Raw genomic sequence first — 14,809 nt, forward strand, 5'->3', positions numbered from 1 at the left:
GGTGCTCTCCCATCGTCGTCGATCCGGCTCAGACAGTAGTCAACTCAACGCCGGCAGCACCCGCTCACCCAGCAAACGGATCGCCGCGTCCGGGTCGGGACCGAGCGGGCCGCCGATGCTGAGCTGGGTGACGCCCGCGTCGACCAGCCCGCGCAACCGGACCGCGACCTCGTCCGGCGTGCCGACGACCGCCAGCCGCAGCATGTCGTCGGTGACGAGCCGCGCCGCCGCCTCGACGCCGTCGGCCGCCAGCGCGGCCGTGACCGGGGCGAAGTCCGCCGGGCTCAGGCCGACCACCGCGAGCTCGTGCTCGGACAGGTACGGCCCGAAGAACGCGATCGTCGGCCGGATCAGGTCGCCCGCCGCGGCCGGGTCGTCGGCGACCGACACCCAGACGCAGCCCGCGACGTCCACTTCGGACGGATCGCGGCCCGCCGCCACCGCACCGGCCCGGATCCAGCCGACCACCTCGGCGGCGGTCTCCGGCGGGAACAGGATGGGCAGCACGCCGTCGCCGTACCCGCCCGCGGCGGTGAGGAACTCCTCGCCGTAGGCCGTGACGTGCAGCGGGATCCGCGACCGGTGCGGCGTGAAGCCGAGCGCGCACCCCGGCTGCCACCGGTAGTGCTCGCCGTCGGTCGGCGCGTCCTGCCCGGCGATCAGCGCCCGGACCAGCCGGACCGCCTCGGCCGTGCGGCCGGGGATGGTCGAGCCGTCGAGGCCGATCTTCGGGACCATCCCGTCGGTGTGCGAGCCGATCCCGGCCAGCGCCCGCCCGCCGGAGAGCAGGTCGAGCGTGCCCAGGTGGGCGGCGATCTCCGACGGGTCGACGGTGGCCGGGTTCATGCCGAGCGCGCCGATGTGGATGCGCGAGGTGCGCAGCGCCACGGCGGTGCACAACGACCACGTGTGCAGCATGAACGGGTCGCTCGCGAACCACACCTGGTCGAACCCGGCCTCCTCGGCCGTGACGGCCAGGTCGACCAGTTCGGCCGGTCCGCCGACGAACTGGGTCAGCCGGATGCTGGTGAGGACCACTTCTGACGCACCTTTCGCTTCTGGCCGCCCGAACCCCGGGCGAGCCGGTCCCCGACGTTGTCGCCGAGGATGGTGAACGCGAGCACGACCACCGCGATGGCCAGGCCCGGGAACAGCGAGTACCACCAGGCGTCGAGCAGGAACCCGAGGCCGTCACTGGTCATCACGCCCCACTCCGGTGTCGGCGGCCGCGCCCCCAGGCCCAGGAACCCGAGCCCGGCACTGGCCAGGATCACGAACCCGACGTCCGTGGTGGCCAGCACGACCACCGGCCCCATCGCGTTGGGCAGCACGTGCCGCAGCAGGATGCGCCGGGTCGGCACACCGAGCACGATCGCGCTGTCCACGTAGGGCCGTCGCCGGACCGAGACGACCTGCCCGCGCATCAGCCGGGCGTAGGAGGGCCACCACACCGCCGCCAACGCGATCGTGGTGTTGACCAGGCTCGGTTGCAGCGCGACCACGACCACCATCGGCAGCAGGATGTAGGGCACCGAGAGGAACACGTCGGTGATCCGCATGATCACCTCGTCCACCCAGCCGCCCCGGAAGCCCGCGACCAGCCCGAGCCCGCCCCCGACGACGGTGGAGAACAGCACCACCGACACGCCGATCGCCAGCGAGATGCCCGCCCCGTGCACGATCCGGCTGAACACGTCCCGACCGTTGTTGTCGGTGCCCAGCAGGTGGTCGGCCGAGGGCGACCGGAAGGTGGCACCGAGGTCGATCGCGTTCGGGTCGTACGGCGCGATCACCCCCGGGATGAACGCCATCAGCACCGTCAGGCCCAGCACGCCGAGCGCGATCGCCGTGGACGGCCGCCACCCGGACAGCCTGAGCCGGAAGCGCAGCCGGCGCGGCAGCTCCGCCGTGGTCATGACAGCCGCACCTTCGGGTCGAGCGCCGCGTGCAGCACGTCCACCAGCAGGTTGACCACGAGGAACGCGACGGTCGCCACGAGGGTCACCCCCATCACGGAGTTGTAGTCCAGCACGGTGATCGCGTCGTAGGCGTAGCGCCCGACGCCCGGCCACTTGAAGATCTTCTCCACCAGCACCGAACCGCCGAGCAGGTAGCCGAACGCGAGGCCGGTGACGGTGACCACCGGCATCATCGCGTTGCGCAGGGCGTGCACGTACACCACCCGGAACTCGGGGACGCCCTTCGCCCGCGCGGTGGCGACGTACGGCTCGGCCAGCGCTTCCAGCATCGACGCCCTGGTGGTCCGCATGATCCGGGCCAACGTCGGCAGGGCCAGCGTGGTGGCGGGCAGCACCAGGTGGTGCAGCACGTCGAGGAAGCCCGCGCCGTCACCGCGCAGGATCGCGTCCAGCGACGCGAACCCGGTGATCCGGTCGATCCCGCCGCCCTGCCCTTCGCTGGGCAGCCAGCCGAGCTGGGCGTAGAAGACCACCACCAGCACGATGCCGACCCAGAACACCGGCACCGCGACCCCGGCCAGGCTGAGCACCCGCCCCAGGTGGTCGAACACCCCGCCCCGGCGGGTCGCCGCGAGGACGCCGAGCGGGATGCCCAGCGCCAGCGCGACGACCAGCGAGGCGACGGTCAGCTCGATCGTCGCGGGCAGCGCGTCCACCAGGTTCACCAGCACCGGCTGCGCGTTGGTCAGCGAGTCGCCGAGGTCGCCGCGCACCAGCCGTTCCAGGTACAGGCCGAACTGGGTCAGCAGCGGCTGGTCCAGCCCGGCCTGCTCGCGGATGCGCTGGACGGCCTCCTCGCTCGCGTTCAGCCCGGCCAGCACCCGCGCCGGGTCGCCCGGGACGATGTGCGTGAGCAGGAACGTGATCGCCGAGACCGCCAGCACCAGCGGTACGGCGATCAACGCCCGCAGCAGTACGAACCGGCCCATGGACTACGACCGCGACTGGCCGGGGAGCCAGAGCCCGCGCTCGACCGGCTCCCAGAAGTTCAGCGTCACGTTGTCCAGGAACGGCTCGTACGGGTCGACCTTCTTGTACTCCGCGTACGGCCCGGACCAGTCCTTGCGGCGCTCCTTGTACGCCCGCCGCTCGGCTTCCGAGTGGTACTCGAACAGCAGGGTGTACCGGCCGGTCGGCGTCAGCGTCGCCGGGTCGACCTCGTGGTAGTAGGACGCGCCCTTCCACTCCGGGAACAGCTCGGCCCGGTGGTCGGCCACCCAGCGGAACCAGGTCCGCATCCCCTCGTGGTACTCGGCCGGGTCCACCCCTTCGCGGATGTTCCACGACTCGACCTCGATGATGCTGTTGTCCTCTGCCATGCTCAGTCCTTCCCCACGGTGAACAGGTCCGGCCGCGACAGCGCGGATTCCTTGTAGTTGCTGATGTTCTTGCGCACCGCCCGGCGGTCGACGTCCTGGTACAGCGGCAGCCACGGGGCGTCCTGGCTGATCTGGGCGGACGCCGCGAGCCAGTCCGCGTCCTGCGCCTGCTTGTCGGCCGAGCCGCGGGCCCGGTCGAGCAGCGTGTCGACCTTGTCGTTGCGGTAGTGCGCGAGGTTGCCCTCCACCGACTGGGACGCCTTGCCGTGCAACTTGCCGTAGAGCAACGCGTCCGGGCTGGCGTAGTTCAAGGTGGACTTCCACGAGAAGAACGGCAGCTCGCCCTTGCCGACCTTGTCGATGATGGTGGACAGCGGGAGCTCGCCGATCGCGCACTCGATGCCGACCTCCTTCAGGTTGGCCTGCATCACCTCCGCGATCTGCTTCAACGTGCCGTAGCCCGGCACGTAGGTGCTGTCGATCTTCAGGCCGTTGGCGTGCCCGGCCTGCGCGAGCAGTTCCTTGGCCTTGGCGACGTCGCGCTTGTAGACCACGACGTCCTTGTTGTCGTTGTACCCGTCGATCAGGCTGCCCGGGATCGGGCCGCGCAGCGGGATCCCGCTCTCCTTCACGACGTTGGCCATGATCGCCTCGTGGTCGATCGCGTAGCAGATCGCCTGGCGCACGCGCACGTCGTCGAACGGGGCCTGCTCGGTCTGGAAGATCCAGTAGGTGATGTCCAGCAGCGGCGTGGCCAGCACGGTGACGTCGTCGCGCTGCGCGAGCCGTTCGATCAGGTTCACCGGCAGGTTGCCGACCACGTCGAGGTCGCCGCGCTCGATCTGGAGGGCGGCCGTCGACGGCTCCACCGGCGAGTTGAACAGCACCCCGGCCAGCTTCGGCCGGCCGCGCCAGTGGCTGTCCGACGCCTTGAGCTCGATCACCTGGTTCGGCGTCCAGCGGACGAACTGGAACGCGCCGCTGCCCGCCATGTTGCGGGCCAGGTACTTCGCCGCCGTCGGGTCGGCCTGCGTCTTGTTCGCCGCGACCACGGCCGGGTTGACCACCGAGCCGACCGCGTCGAGGGCGAGCGTGCGCAGGAACGGCGAGAACGGCGCGTCCAGCGTGATGACGACGGTGCCCGCGTCCTTGGCGACGATGTTGCCCGGCTTGACGTGGTCCACCAGCAGGTCGCTCGCGCCCTGCCCGACCTCCATCGTGCGGCGCAGCGAGGCGACCACGGCGGCGGCGTCGAGCACCGTGCCGTCCGAGAACTTCACGCCCTGGCGCAGGTGGAAGGTGTGGCCGATGCCGTCCGGCGTGACCTCCCAGCGCTCGGCGAGGCCGGCGGAGACGTCCTTGCCGTCACCGGTGAGCTCCAGCAGCCGGTCGTAGACGTTGTGGATCACGATGCCGGAGTTGGACTCGCCGGTGGAGGCCGGGTCGAGTCCCTTGGGCTCGGCGGACAACGCGTACCTGAGCGTGCCGCCCCCACCGGACTGGGTCGTGCGGGTGTCGGCGCAGGCGGAGGCGAACGGGACGAGCAGCGCGGCGCCTCCGGCCGCGCGCAGGAAACCCCGCCGGTTCAGGGGTGGGTGGTGACCGGTCACGATTGTCCCTCCGTGGGGATGTGCGAGCGGCGGATCTGGGGGAACAGGCAGGCGGCCGAGTGGGTCGGCGAGACCGCGGCCAGGTCGGGCAGGCGCTGCCCGCACTCCGACCGGGCGTGCGGGCAGCGCGGGCGGAAGTGGCAGCCCGCGGGCGGGTTCATCGGGCTGGGCGCCTCGCCGTCGAGCCGGGCGGGACGGCCCGGGGTCAGCGTGGGGATCGAGGCGAGCAGGGCTTGGGTGTAGGGGTGCTGCGGAGTGTCGAAGATCTCCTGCGCGGTACCGGATTCCACGATCCGGCCCAGGTACATGACCGCGACGCGGTCGGCGATCTGGCGCACCACCGCCAGGTCGTGGCTGATGAAGACGTAGGAGATGCCGAGGTCGGCCTGCAACCGGCGCAGCAGGGCGATGATCTGCGCCTGCACCGACACGTCGAGCGCGGAGGTCGGCTCGTCGCAGATCAGCACCGCGGGGTGCGGCGCGAGGGCGCGGGCGATCGCGACCCGCTGCCGCTGCCCGCCGGAGAGCTGCCGGGGGTGGTGCCCGGCCATGGCGGGGTCGAGGCCGACCCGGTCGAGCAGTTCGGCCACGGCGGCGCGCGCCGACCCGACGCCGTCGGGCAGGCCGTGCACCTCGTACGCCTCGCCGACCAGGTCGCCGATGCTCATCCTCGGGTTCAGCGAGGCGAACGGGTCCTGGAAGACCATCTGGATCCGCTTGCGCCGGGGCCTGCGCCGGCGTTCCGACAGCCCGGCGAGGTCGACGTCGTCGAGCACGACCCGGCCGGACGTCGGCTCCTCCAGGCACACCAGCGTTCGGGCCAAGGTGGACTTCCCGCACCCCGACTCGCCGACCAGGGCCAGCGTCTCGCCCCGGCCCAGCTCGAAGCTGACGTCGTGCACCGCGCGGACCACGCCGCGCTTGCGTCCATTTCGGACGTTGTAGTGCTTGACGACGTTCTCCGCCCGCAGCAACGAATCAGGCACCGGCCACCTCCTCCGCGCGGTGGCACGCGACCAGGGAACCGTCCGCCAAACCGCGCAGCACTGGCTGTTCGACGCGGCAGACGTCGACGGCGAACCGGCAGCGCGAGGCGAACGCGCACCCCTCGGGCAGCGCCGCCGGGTCCGGCGGGGAGCCGGGGATGGAGCCCAGGTCGTCGACCCGGCGCTCCACCCGGGGCACGGACTCCAGCAGAGAAATCGTGTACGGGTGTCGCGGCGAGCGGTAAAGCCGTTCCAGGGCACCGGTTTCGACAACCTGTCCGGCGTACATCACCGCGCCCCGGGACGCGACCTGGGCGGCCACGGCGAGGTCGTGGGTGATCAGCACGAGCGCGGTTTCGTACTCCTGGCGCAGTTCTTGGAGCAGGTCGATGATCTGGGCCTGCACCGTGACGTCGAGCGCCGTGGTCGGCTCGTCGGCGAGCAGGAGCTCCGGACCGAGCGCGACCGCCATCGCGATCACCACGCGCTGGCGCATCCCGCCCGAGAGCTGGTGCGGGTACTCCTTGGCGCGCCGCTTGGCATCCGGGATGCCGACCTTGGAGATGAGGTCGGTCGCCCGCTCCCGCGCGGCCTTCTTCGACGCGCCGGCGTGCACGCGGAACATCTCGGCGATCTGGTCGCCCACGGTGAACGAGGGGTTCAGCGCGGTCTGCGCGTCCTGGAACACCATCGCCATCTTGCTGCCGCACAACGCCCGGCGGCGCTTGGCGGGCAGGGCGAGCACGTCCTCGCCCCGGTAGACGATCCGGCCGGCCACCTCGGTTCCCGGGTCGAGCAGTCCCATCACCGCACGGGCGGTGGCGGTCTTGCCACAACCCGACTCGCCGAGCACGGCCACGGATTCCTTGGCGGACAGGGAGAACGACACCCCGCGCACAGCGGGGACCTCCCGTTCGCCGTGGAAGGTCACGCGCAGGTTCTCGATCGCGAGCAGTGCGGTGTCGGAAGTGGACTCGTTCATGCCGCCTCCACCCTTGCAGATTTTGGGAAGGCTAAATCCGTTTAGCTACACTGTCAACGCCTGGTGGCGGCGCGTCGACGCCGAGCCCGCACCGGGGCACCGCGCCCAGCGCCGGCCACCGCCGGCGGCACCACCCGACGACCAGCCGTTTGTGCTGGTCACGCCCCCAGTCTGGGCGATGGGCGTGGGCCGATCGTGTTCAGGCGGTAACCCGGTGCACAGGCGTGGTCGGGCCCGAGCACGGTGTCGGATTCCGACCCGGGCTCTCCTCACTGGTGATCGGCGAGCCCAGGCCAGGAGTCCGTTGACGGTCGCGGCGGCCCGAGGTGATGATCTGCCCATGAGCGAGGAATTCCTGGCGGGTGGGCACAGCGCGGACGAGGTCGTCCGCATCGGCGACACCGTGCACCGCGCCCCGGCTTCCCCCTTCGCCGCCCGCGTCCTCTCCCACCTGGAGTCCGTCGGCTACCCGTACGCCCCACGCCACCTGGGCGTGGACGACCGGGGCCGCGACGTCCTGACCCACCTCCCCGGCCGGACCACCGACCACCCGACGCAACGTGCCGAGGGCGCCTACGCCCGAGGCGGCGAAATGCTCCGCGCCCTGCACGACGCCACCGCCGGCCACCCCCTCGCCGGCGGCGCGGAGTGCGTCGTCCACGGCGATCCCGGCCCGTTCAACACGATCTTCCGGGACGGCACCCCGGTGGCCTTCATCGACTGGTCCGGCTGCGCCCCGGGCACCCGGCTGGACGACGTGGCCTACCTGGCGTGGACGTGGTGCGTCCAGAGCCAGGGCAACGTGCCGATCGCCGACCAGGCCGCGCACTTGAGGGAACTGCGCGACGGCTACGGCGACATCGGCCCGGACGACCTCGTCGCGGCGATGGTCGGACGACAGACCCGGATCGTGGACCACGAAACCACGAACCGCGACGACCCGAGCCTGACCGCCACGCGCCGTGAGCACGCCGAGAACGCCATCAGGTGGGCCGCCTCCGACCGCGCCCTGATCCTCGAACACCGGGAGTTGCTGCTCGCTGCCCTGCGCTGACGCCGATGCGGCGGGCCGGCCGCCAGTGCGTGCGCCACGGTCAGGCTGCGGCGCGAGCGCCGCAGGTCGCAGGTCGCTGAAACTGTCGTTGGAAGCGCGGTCGTCAGAAGCGGTCGGCGAACAGGATCCGGGCGACCTCGGTGTCGGTCGCCCGGCCCTCGTCGTAGCCGCCTTCGCCGGCGAGGTCGTTCATCACGGCCACCGTGTAGCGCTCGCCCGGCCCGACGAACCCGACCGTGTTCACCACCCAGCCGGTGTCCTCCTCCGACCAGCCGTCCTTGGTGCCCGGACTCGCCGACGGCCCCGCGCCCCACACGCCCCACTGCTGGTCCGGGCCCACCGCGCGCATCTGCCCGACCACGTAGGAGCGGTCCTCGGCGGACAGGTTGGACAGCACGTAGCCGATCAGCCGGTCCAGGTCGTCGGTCGTGCACTTCTGGAGGCCCCAGTAGGGCGACGACGGGTTGGCGGGCACCAGCGAGGTCAGGCCGTAGGCCGGGAACGCGGCGTTGAACACCCGCCGGTCCGCGCCCGCGTACCGGGACCACAGCGCGTCGGCCGCGTCATCGTCCGAGTCGTGCAGCATCGCGGTGATCAGCGCGTGGTCCTCGCCGGTCAGCGAGATCCCGCCGGCGTGGTCGCGCCGGAGCAGGTCGACGGCCATCGCGAGCTTGATGGTGGAGGCGGTCCACACCAGGTCGCCGGCGTGCTCGTTGCGCCACACCGCACCGGTCTGGCGGTCGCGCACCACGACGCCCACGCTGCCGGGCCGGCTCGCGACGTACCGCTTCACGGCCCCGATCCGGCGTTGCAGGTCGCAGTCGAACCCGGAGGCCGGCAGCGGGCAGTCCTCCGCCTTCGCCTCGGTCGTCACGACCGTCGGCGACGGCACCACGGTGGTCGTCGGCACGGACGACGACGGCGGCAACGGCGAGGGCGACGACGAGGGCGCTTCGGAAGTGGTCGAGGTCCGGGCCGGTAACGACGATGACGGAGCCGCGGACTGGGCCGCGTCACCGCACGCGGCGACCGTCAACGCGCAGGCGACCACGACCAGCCAAGCACGCAGATGCACCACGGCAGGTTACGTGGACCGCCCCATCCCGTCGACCGTCGTCCCCTCGCCAAGAAGATCCCGCCGCCTCCACCACGTGCGAAGCACGGGCAGTCACGTCAGATCACCAGAAGTAGCCAGCCGGGGTGCCGGCACGGCCTCGTGCGGCCACCCGTCGGCGAGCACACCCGGTAACGGCAGTTTTACGGAGTCGCGGTCGGGGCCTGCGGTTACGACTGGTGGGCCGCGCGCGCGACCGGCGCGGCACAGCCGAGCCAGCGGAGTTCCCCGTGCCGTTCAGTCCCACCGCGCCCTTCGTGCCGAGACCGCCCGACGTCGAACTCCTGGCGGCGACGACCAACAAGCTGATCAAGCCGTTCGAGGCGGTCGTCCTGCTCCTCCAAGCGACGAACCTCGTCATGAGCGCCGTCAACGACCGGTACCGCGACGGCGCGTTGCCGGTCGTGCTCGCGCTCGGCCTGCTCCACCTGGTGTTGGCGGTGCTGGTCGTGTACCGGCGCGGACCGCTCACTCGCGGGCACGCGTGGACGTTCGTCAGGATCGCGATGATCTTCGTCGTGCAGCTCCTGCTGGCGCACCTGCTGGCACCCGGCGACTTCGCCGCGTACGGCAACGGCGTGCCGATGGGCAACTACGCCCTGATCCCGTTGACGGTCTTCGCCTTCTACCCGTGGGACGGGTTCCGCAACCCCTTGCGGCGTCGGGTGATCGAGTGCGGGTTGGTCGTGACGATCGTGCTGCACCCACTGCTGATCATCGGGCTCTCGCACCACTGGGAGTTCACTGGCGCGCACGTGCGCAGCGTGGTGCAGTACGCGGTCTGGGCAGTCGTGTGGTTCCTGACCGGCAAGGGGATCGCGTGGCTGTGCCGCATCGCCGTGCGGGTGGAGACCGAGGCGCTCACCCGCAGCTACGAGGTGGCGCTGGGCGATTTCCACTCCCACGTCGAGAGCGCCGCCCGCCGGATCGACGCCGGGCACGACCCCCGGCAGGTGGGCCGGGAACTGCGCGAGACCACCTACACCCGGCGCAGGCAGCTGCTCCTCCAAGAGCACAACGTGGGAGCGGTCGACATCGTCAAGAACGCGGTCCGCCTGCACGGCGACCGGTTGACGCTGCTGTCCTCGCCCCGCCTCGGCGCGCTGACCATCCCGCGCGACCGCGCGATCGTGCTGGAGCAGGGGCTCGCCGACCTGCTCAAGAACGTGGTCGACCACGGCGGTGGCGCGGTGGCGCTCGACTTCGCGCTGGAGGGCGACACGATGGTCTTCGACGTGCGCGACAACGGCCCCGGGCTGACGCCCGAGACGTTCGCCGAGCCGGACAGCGGCGTGCAGCGCCTGCGGCGCAGGCTGCTGGAGCTGGGTGGAGACCTGCTCCTGCGGGACCGCGCCGCCGGCACGGCGATCCGGCTCACCCTCCCGCTGCGCGCGGCCGGGTGAGCGCGGTGCGCATCCTGATCATCGAGGACGAGGGCATGGCCGCCCAGATGGCGGTCACCGAGCTCGGCGGCGCGCTGCCGTGCGAGGTGACCGTGGTGGCCGACCCGGTCGAGGCCCTTGTCCGGCTGCACCGCGAACGCTTCGACGTCGCCGTCGTGGACATGCTCTACCAAGCGCACTCGGTGGAGTTCGAACGGCGACGCCGACGGGGCCGGGTGCGGCTCACCGATGCCCGGCTGCACCTGAGCGGCCTGGCGGTGCTCAGAGCGGCCCACACCGCGTCCCCGGCGACGAGGACGGTGTTGTGGACCAACGGCGAACCGAACCGGCGGCTGCACATGATGTTCGCCCACGAACAGCTCGGCTGCCGGGTCATGTGTCCCAAGGACGCGGTGGGGAAGCTCTCCACCGCGGTGCGCGCCGCCGTGCGGGACCGCGAGCTGATCGACCCGGTGCTGGGGATGTACTTCCCGCTCCCCTCCTCACCGACGTTGGGCGAGACGTTCTTCACGTCGAGCACGAGACTCGCGGTGTGGCGGGCCATGGCGCTGGGCGTGCACGAGCACACCGCCATCGGGAAGATCGCCGGGGTCACCGCCGGGACCATCCGCCGGGGCATGGACGGCCTCCGCGCGCGGCTGGTGGCGTTCGACCCCGGTTGCACCCTGGACGGTCCGCCGACCGCCGAGGTCGTCCGCTACGCGAGCCAGAACTGGCAGTTCTTCCTCGACGACACGGTGAGGGAGTTCCACCGATGACCCAGCACGGCACCGGGTCCACGCGGCGGCCGGCGGTCGCGTGGCTCCCCTACCTCCTGCTAGCGGCGCTCCTGTCGACGTGGGTCGTCCTCGCCGCCACGCTCCCCGTGGCGGGCAACCGCCAACTGACCATCGACGTGTCCTGCACCTCGGGGAACCCGCCGGTCGGCGTGTGGGTGGAGTCCGCCTCGGGCGGCTCGTGGTGGGCCGAGGAGGGCAGGCCGGGCCCGGCCGCCGCGACGCGCTTCACGTTCCAGCAGGCGTTCACCGGCGAGTACCGGGTGGACGTCGGGTGCGGTGGCACCGCCGAGCACTGGGGCGTCGCCGCCACGTCGGCCGGCGGTTCCGCCCCGTACCGGCGGCTGGTCTGCGACGACGAGAACCTCGCCGGCACCGCGACCGGCGGTTGCCGGGACCGGCCGTGACCCCCGGTCCGCCGTAGCGCACCGGTGGCCGTGGGAGCGTCCACATTTGTCCGTTCTCGCGGCGTTCCGGGCCGACCAGAGTTCCAGGTGAGAGGAGCGCACCCGGCGCCCCCACCAGCGGAGGAACCCCGACGATGAACACTCTCACCCGGCTGCTCGCCACCGCCGCCGCCACGGCGGCGCTGCCACTCGCGATGACGCTCACCGCCCCGGCCGCCAATGCCGCGACCGGCGACGGCGAGGTCACCGCCCAGTACGCCACGATGCTCGTCCAGTCGGGCGCGGCGGCGCGCTCCAACGCCTACCTGAACAACACGTTCCTGGGTTGGGTGACCGCCGACCCCGGCTCGGACCACCAGGTGTCCTGGGTGTCCTGCTGGAAGGACGGCGACTGGGCCACCGGCAACTACTCCAGCAACCGCTGGTTCAAGGCCTACGTCACGCACACCGGCGGCGCGACCCAGTGGGCCTTCGTCCACTCCTCGTACGTGACCAACCAGTCCCCGGTCGGCGTCTGCTGACACCTGCCACCCGTTGCGGCGGCGGTCGGACACCCCCGGGTGCCCGACCGCCGCCGCGGTGCGTGTCGAGAACGGGCGGGCGGCTCCGACTTGTCCGCGACAACGGGCCGCCGGCGCGCGGGCCACCGCTGGACAGGGAAGGTCACCGTCATGAACGACGTCATCCCGGCACGGGCCGGGCGGCGGGAGTGGATCGCGCTCGGCGTGCTCGCGCTGCCGGCGCTGCTGGTCTCCATCGACGTCTACGTCCTGCTCCTCGCCCTCCCCCACCTGAGCACGGACCTGGGCGCGAGCACCGTCGAGCAGCTCTGGATCACCGACGGCTACGGGTTCCTGCTGGCCGGGTTCGTGATCACGATGGGCCGGCTCGGCGACCGGGTCGGCCGGCGCCGGCTGCTGCTGGTCGGGGCCGCCGCGTTCGGCGCCGCCTCGGTCGTCGCGGCCTGGTCGACCAGCCCGGCGATGCTGATCGCGGCGCGCGGCGCGCTCGGCGTGGCCGGCGCGATCGTGGCACCGTCGACCCTCTCGCTGATCCGCACGCTGTTCCGGGACCCGCGGCAGCTGGGACTGGCGATCGGGATCTGGGGGATGTGCTTCTCGGCCGGGGCGGTGATCGGGCCGGTGGTCGGCGGCGCGCTGCTGTCGCACTTCTGGTGGGGCTCGGTCTTCCTGCTCGGGGTGCCGGCCATGGCGCTGCTGCTCGCGGTGGGCCCGGTCCTGCTGCCCGAGCACCGCGAGCCGGACCCGGGCGGGCTCGACCTGGTCAGCGTCGGGCTGTCGCTGGTCGCGGTGATCCCGGCGGTGTACGGGCTCAAGGAACTGGCCGAGGACGGCTGGCAGGCGGCTCCGGTCACGGGGCTGGTGACCGGGGTCGTCTTCGGCGTCGCGTTCGTCCGCCGGCAGCGGCGGTTGGAGCACCCGCTGCTCGACCTGCGGCTGTTCGCGAACCGGTCGTTCAGCACCGCGTTGGGCGGCATGGTCGCCGGCACGATGCTGATGGGCGCCATCATGCTGTTCATCACCCAGGACTTGCAGTCGGTCGAGGGGCTTTCGCCGTTCGAGGCGGGCTTGTGGATGATGCCCGCCGTCGTGGTCAACGCGCTGTCGTTCGTCGTGTCGCCGATCCTCGCCCGCCGGTTCCGGCCCGCGCACGTGATCGGCGGCGGGCTGGCGATCTCGGTGTCCGGCCTGGTCGTGCTCACCCAGACCGACCCGACGTCGGGGCCGACCACCCTGGCCACCGGGTTCGCCCTGCTCTTCCTCGGGGCCGGGCCGCTGGTGACGCTGAGCGTGCACCTGGTCATGGCCTCCTCGCCGGCGGCGAGGGCCGGCTCCGCGGCCGCGCTCAACGAGACCGGCGGCCAGTTCGGCTTCGCGTTCGGGCTCGCCGCGCTGGGCAGCGTCGGCGCGGCCGTCTACGACAGCCGGTTCACCCCGCCGAGCCGGGTTCCGGCCGACGCCGCCGACGCCGCGCGGGAGGGCCTGGCCGAGGCGGTGGTGGCCGCCCGCGACCTGCCGGCGGACCTGGCCGCCGAACTCCTCGCGCCGGCCCGGGAGGCGTTCGTCGCCGGGCTGCACCTGGTGGCCGCGATCAGCGCGGGGGCGCTCGCCGTCGTCGCGGTGCTGATCGTCCGCCTGCTGCGCGCGGTGCCCCCGATCGGGGCGGCCGACGAGCGGGCCGCGCCGGCAGAGGTGCCGGCGGTGGACTAGAACCGCCCGGCGGTCGGCGGGCCCGGCCGGACCCCTCGCCCCGGCCGGGCCTGCCGGGTCAGCTCCGGCAGAGGCAGAACGGGTGCCCGGCGGGGTCGAGGAAGACCCGGAAGGACGTGCCGGGCTGGTGCGGGTGCTTGGTCGCGCCGAGTTCGAGCACGGCCGCCTCGGCGGTGTCGAGGTCGTCCACGACGACGTCGAGGTGCATCTGCTGGGGCACGTCCTGGGACGGCCACACCGGCGGCTTGTAGTCGGCCACCCGCTGGAAGGAGATGCACTGGCCTTCCTCGGACCGGATGTCGATCCAGTCGGCGGACGGGTCGATCTTCCACTCCAGGATCGCGTTGTAGAAGTTCGCGAGCACCTCGGGGTCGGGGCAGTCGATGACGAAGCTGGGGAACCGTGCGATTGCCATGCGGGTCATCGTAAAAGCCGTTCCGGACGATCGCCGTCCGGATTGCGTCGTGGCGGTGGCGACCCGGCGGTTCCGGTCACATCGGCGGCTTCCTGACGCGGGCGCTCACCGCCGCCGGGCACCAGGTGGTCGTGCTCGGCCGGCACAGCGGCGTGCGCTGGGACAGCCGGACCGCCGGCGCGTGGACCGCCGAAGTCGACGGCGCCGACGCGGTGGTCAACCTCGCGGGCCGCAGCGTGAGTCCGCCCAGGAGATCGCCGCACAGCTCGGGTGCCGGGAAACGACCGTGCGCAGCCAGATCCACCGCGTGCGCAACGTCGTGCGCATCGACCTCACGGCCAGCGCCCCCGACTTCCAGGAAACCTCATGAGCGACCTGCGCACCCTCCACGATGCCTTCGCCGAGTTGGAGCGGCGCGGCGGGCGTCGTCGCGGTGTGGCGGGTGCCGGGCGACTCCGGCACGTACGTCGTCGATTCGCCGACCACCTCGTCGTCCGTACCCTCCACGGCGGCAACCCGGTCCCGACCTCGCC

16 protein-coding genes and 1 pseudogene are annotated in these 14,809 nt (G+C 72.1%); 7 read left to right on the top strand and 10 right to left on the bottom strand.

Annotation, left to right across the window (positions count from 1 at the left end):
- Positions 1 to 39 precede the first annotated feature (39 nt).
- From BN6_RS22520 to BN6_RS22550, 7 genes are read right to left on the bottom strand one after another with little or no spacing between them, the layout of a single operon-like run.
- Positions 40 to 1,038 carry an LLM class flavin-dependent oxidoreductase gene (locus BN6_RS22520; protein ID WP_015102044.1) on the bottom strand — a complete coding sequence of 333 codons (999 nt, stop codon included), beginning with the start codon at positions 1,036 to 1,038 and terminating at the stop codon, positions 40 to 42.
- On the bottom strand, positions 1,014 to 1,916 hold the full coding sequence (locus BN6_RS22525) for an ABC transporter permease (RefSeq protein WP_015102045.1): 903 nt from the start codon (positions 1,914 to 1,916) through the stop codon (positions 1,014 to 1,016). The genes BN6_RS22520 and BN6_RS22525 overlap by 25 nt, the downstream gene beginning before the upstream one ends.
- Positions 1,913 to 2,908 carry an ABC transporter permease gene (locus tag BN6_RS22530; RefSeq protein WP_015102046.1) on the bottom strand — a complete coding sequence of 332 codons (996 nt, stop codon included), beginning with the start codon at positions 2,906 to 2,908 and terminating at the stop codon, positions 1,913 to 1,915. The genes BN6_RS22525 and BN6_RS22530 overlap by 4 nt, the downstream gene beginning before the upstream one ends.
- 3 nt (positions 2,909 to 2,911) lie before the next feature.
- Positions 2,912 to 3,298, bottom strand: a complete 387-nt coding sequence (locus tag BN6_RS22535; RefSeq protein ID WP_015102047.1) for a hypothetical protein — start codon at positions 3,296 to 3,298, stop codon at positions 2,912 to 2,914.
- Between the two features lie 2 nt (positions 3,299 to 3,300).
- Positions 3,301 to 4,908, bottom strand: a complete 1,608-nt coding sequence (locus BN6_RS22540; RefSeq protein WP_015102048.1) for an ABC transporter substrate-binding protein — start codon at positions 4,906 to 4,908, stop codon at positions 3,301 to 3,303.
- The gene (locus tag BN6_RS22545) at positions 4,905 to 5,894 is read right to left on the bottom strand and encodes an ABC transporter ATP-binding protein (protein WP_015102049.1); all 990 of its coding nucleotides are present in this window, start codon (positions 5,892 to 5,894) and stop codon (positions 4,905 to 4,907) included. Before BN6_RS22545 ends, BN6_RS22540 begins: the two co-directional genes overlap by 4 nt.
- Complete coding sequence (locus BN6_RS22550) at positions 5,887 to 6,876, bottom strand: ABC transporter ATP-binding protein (RefSeq protein ID WP_015102050.1); 990 nt, start codon at positions 6,874 to 6,876, stop codon at positions 5,887 to 5,889. The genes BN6_RS22545 and BN6_RS22550 overlap by 8 nt, the downstream gene beginning before the upstream one ends.
- Before the next feature lie 340 nt (positions 6,877 to 7,216).
- On the opposite strand from BN6_RS22550, the gene BN6_RS22555 reads away from it, so the two are divergent.
- The gene (locus tag BN6_RS22555; protein WP_015102051.1) at positions 7,217 to 7,930 is read left to right on the top strand and encodes an aminoglycoside phosphotransferase family protein; all 714 of its coding nucleotides are present in this window, start codon (positions 7,217 to 7,219) and stop codon (positions 7,928 to 7,930) included.
- Positions 7,931 to 8,033: 103 nt separating this feature from the next.
- Here BN6_RS22555 and BN6_RS22560 read toward each other — a convergent pair whose 3' ends face one another.
- Positions 8,034 to 9,005 (bottom strand): serine hydrolase, encoded by a 972-nt coding sequence (locus tag BN6_RS22560; protein WP_231904728.1) that lies wholly within the window; start codon positions 9,003 to 9,005, stop codon positions 8,034 to 8,036.
- 269 nt (positions 9,006 to 9,274) lie between these two features.
- Between BN6_RS22560 and BN6_RS22565 the strand changes: the two genes are divergently transcribed.
- The 5 genes from BN6_RS22565 to BN6_RS22585 all read left to right on the top strand — a co-directional run bounded on the left by BN6_RS22565 (position 9,275) and on the right by BN6_RS22585 (position 13,861).
- Positions 9,275 to 10,447 carry an ATP-binding protein gene (locus BN6_RS22565; protein WP_015102053.1) on the top strand — a complete coding sequence of 391 codons (1,173 nt, stop codon included), beginning with the start codon at positions 9,275 to 9,277 and terminating at the stop codon, positions 10,445 to 10,447.
- Between the two features lie 5 nt (positions 10,448 to 10,452).
- Positions 10,453 to 11,205, top strand: a complete 753-nt coding sequence (locus BN6_RS22570; RefSeq protein WP_148302968.1) for a response regulator — start codon at positions 10,453 to 10,455, stop codon at positions 11,203 to 11,205.
- Positions 11,202 to 11,630 (top strand): hypothetical protein, encoded by a 429-nt coding sequence (locus BN6_RS22575; protein ID WP_015102054.1) that lies wholly within the window; start codon positions 11,202 to 11,204, stop codon positions 11,628 to 11,630. The genes BN6_RS22570 and BN6_RS22575 overlap by 4 nt, the downstream gene beginning before the upstream one ends.
- Positions 11,631 to 11,764: 134 nt before the next feature.
- Positions 11,765 to 12,151: a hypothetical protein gene (locus BN6_RS22580; protein ID WP_015102055.1), complete on the top strand. Its 387-nt coding sequence runs from the start codon at positions 11,765 to 11,767 to the stop codon at positions 12,149 to 12,151.
- Between the two features lie 150 nt (positions 12,152 to 12,301).
- Positions 12,302 to 13,861, top strand: a complete 1,560-nt coding sequence (locus tag BN6_RS22585) for an MFS transporter (RefSeq protein ID WP_015102056.1) — start codon at positions 12,302 to 12,304, stop codon at positions 13,859 to 13,861.
- 58 nt (positions 13,862 to 13,919) lie between these two features.
- Here the strand turns inward: BN6_RS22585 and BN6_RS22590 are convergent, their stop codons facing one another.
- The gene (locus BN6_RS22590; protein WP_041313664.1) at positions 13,920 to 14,276 is read right to left on the bottom strand and encodes a VOC family protein; all 357 of its coding nucleotides are present in this window, start codon (positions 14,274 to 14,276) and stop codon (positions 13,920 to 13,922) included.
- Between the two features lie 125 nt (positions 14,277 to 14,401).
- On the opposite strand from BN6_RS22590, the pseudogene BN6_RS50055 reads away from it, so the two are divergent.
- Positions 14,402 to 14,455: pseudogene (locus BN6_RS50055) on the top strand (hypothetical protein); the annotation flags it as partial.
- A 37-nt stretch (positions 14,456 to 14,492) separates the two neighbouring features.
- Here the strand turns inward: BN6_RS50055 and BN6_RS45905 are convergent.
- Positions 14,493 to 14,783: a hypothetical protein gene (locus BN6_RS45905; RefSeq protein WP_015102058.1), complete on the bottom strand. Its 291-nt coding sequence runs from the start codon at positions 14,781 to 14,783 to the stop codon at positions 14,493 to 14,495.
- Positions 14,784 to 14,809 lie beyond the last annotated feature (26 nt).

Source organism: Saccharothrix espanaensis DSM 44229 (genome assembly GCF_000328705.1).
GTDB classification, from domain to species: Bacteria; Actinomycetota; Actinomycetes; order Mycobacteriales; family Pseudonocardiaceae; genus Actinosynnema; species Actinosynnema espanaense.